Source organism: Pseudomonadota bacterium (assembly GCA_030859565.1).
Classification (GTDB): domain Bacteria; phylum Pseudomonadota; class Gammaproteobacteria; order JACCXJ01; family JACCXJ01; genus USCg-Taylor.
Map to the genome: position 1 here is coordinate 1 of JALZJW010000286.1, position 2,235 is coordinate 2,235.

Genomic DNA, 2,235 nt, shown 5'->3' on the forward strand with positions numbered 1-2,235 from the left:
ATACACTCTGTCCATGCCCTCAAGCATACTTGCTTTTCGATAAAATCAAGTGTGAAAGATTCGGTATGGGGAATAGCCAGGTAACTAAGAGAAAAAAAGGCGCTTGACAAAGCTATGACAGGGCGGATCGAGGTAGACCATCTGCACCTTCCCGGCCATGCCCTCTTTCTCCAGAAGGCTGTTCATGACCAGAAGGCTGTCGCCTGCGATCAGGCGGTTGGTCCAGTTCTGGGCATGCTTGTAAAACTCGATGGCGTGACGGATCGGCCGGTTTTCCTCCGGCGCGGCGAACAGGGAAAGCTGGGGGTCGCTGCCGTTACGCCGCTTGACGGCCTCAACGATGCTCAGCGGATCAATGCGCTCGTGAACGTGCAGGGAGACCGTAGGGACCTCGAACGAGGTATGCTCGGCCTTTCCCGCCCAGACCAGTTGCGGGTCAAGGTGGGGGTCGTAGGCATAGGTTTTCTTGCCGGCGTCCTTGTCCGTGTCCGGCGTGACCAGACCCACCGGCGGGTTGTTCAGCCGCTCGCGACCTTTGTGGACGTAGTTCTCGACCCGCCTTTTGGTTTCTTTTGTTCCCCGAGCCATTGTTCTCGTCACCATTCCGCTACAAGGCAAATTCCCCACACTGCGGTTTAACCATAGTGGAACATTGTGGACAATGCCAGTTATTTTAATGGGTTATCGGCCACGCGTCGTGCTGGCGACCAGTCCTGCCGGCCAAGGGAACGCGCTCGTCCTCTCCGCACCTCTCGTATGGACCCTATCAAGGGACGGGGGGCGGCTTTCTCAAATGTCTCCTCCTGCCAAGGTCTCTCCTTTTGCCCGTTGTTCGTCTGTGGAGGCGTCATCGTCTCCGGTTAGGCCGCTGTTGCCCCAGGCGTGCCCATGCCTCGCGGCTAAGAAAACGCACCCGCGCCAGCAAAGCTGTCACGGACTGCAAGGCCGCGCGCCTTCGGCGCCGGCGATGCTGCACGCATCCCGATGAGGGCAACAGCCACCACCGGAGAACCAGCAATGACACACTGCGAAACATTACTTAACCCGCACCTCGACGACACCGGCGCATCCTATGATCTTGGCTCGCTGAGCGACGAGGCTATCCTGAAACGCGCGGCGGCCATCCTAGAGGCCCGAGGGCGATGTGCTCTCCAACCCAACCGATGCGAGACGCGCCGTGCAGCTTCGCACCGCCACACTAGAGCACGAGATCTTTGGACTCGTGTATCTCGACAATAAACACCGTGTCCTCGGGTTCGAGGATCTCTTCCACGGCACCATCGACGGTTGTACCGTCCATCCTCGCGAGGTTGCGAAGGCCGCCCTACGGATGAACGCCGCAGCGGTTCTGATCTATCACAACCATCCAAGTACCGACCCGACACCATCCCGCGCCGACGAGCTATTAACGCAGCGGCTTAAAGAGGTCCTCAGCCTCCTCGATATCCGCGTCCTCGATCACATCGTGATCGGCGGCACCGAGGTGGTGTCGTTCGCTGAGCGCGGGCTTCTCTGACGCTCCTCCGCGTATGCGGTTACGTTCCAAGCCGAAGGACGGTCGCTCATGTAAGCATGCGAAGTTCGATTGGTTTAAAATTTCGCCTCGGTTCCGACGCCTCGAAACGACTATCATTGGCGATTTCTCACAGCATGTGAATGGGTAGCGCCAGCAACGAGACGAGCGCATCGATTATCCTGTGAAAGACAACCAACTCATCGCGCTCATTGAATTTCTGCGCGATGCAAACAACATCTTCGTGTTCACCGGGGCCGGTATTTCAACCGGCAGCGGCATCCCCGACTATCGGGGACCCCACGGGGTGTGGACTCGACGAACCCCTGTCTATTACCAGGAGTTCATGGGCTCGGTGACGGCGCGCATTGAGTATTGGGACTACAAGCTGGAGGGCTGGGAGGCGTTTCGCGATGCCCAACCGAACCGCGTGCATCACGCCATCGTCAAACTCGAGCGGGCAACCAAACTGGGTAAGCTCGTGACCCAAAACGTGGATGGCTTGCATGCTCGTGCCGGCACCCCTCGGGAGCGGCTCATAGAATTGCACGGTACCAACCGCGCGGTGGAATGCCAGCGTTGTCATGAGCGCAGCGATCCGGAACCGCATTTTGATTATTTCAAGCAGACGCGCAAGCCACCGATCTGCCGCTGCGGGGGATATCTCAAACCTGCCACCGTCAGCTTTGGACAAAGCCTTCGCGAGCAGGATCTGGAGGAAG

General features: G+C 58.5%; 2 protein-coding genes and 1 pseudogene. 2 read left to right on the top strand and 1 reads right to left on the bottom strand.

Annotated elements, in window-relative coordinates:
- Positions 1 to 120: 120 nt before the first annotated feature.
- Positions 121 to 588 (bottom strand): annotated as a pseudogene (locus M3436_20845) (site-specific DNA-methyltransferase).
- Between the two features lie 589 nt (positions 589 to 1,177).
- Between M3436_20845 and M3436_20850 the strand changes: the two are divergent.
- Together M3436_20850 and M3436_20855 are read left to right on the top strand one after the other, a co-directional pair.
- Positions 1,178 to 1,516, top strand: a complete 339-nt coding sequence (locus M3436_20850) for a DNA repair protein RadC (GenBank protein ID MDQ3566414.1) — start codon at positions 1,178 to 1,180, stop codon at positions 1,514 to 1,516.
- A gap of 181 nt (positions 1,517 to 1,697) precedes the next feature.
- The coding region (locus tag M3436_20855; GenBank protein ID MDQ3566415.1) for a sigma factor regulator FecR at positions 1,698 to 2,235 on the top strand (538 nt) is incomplete at its 3' end.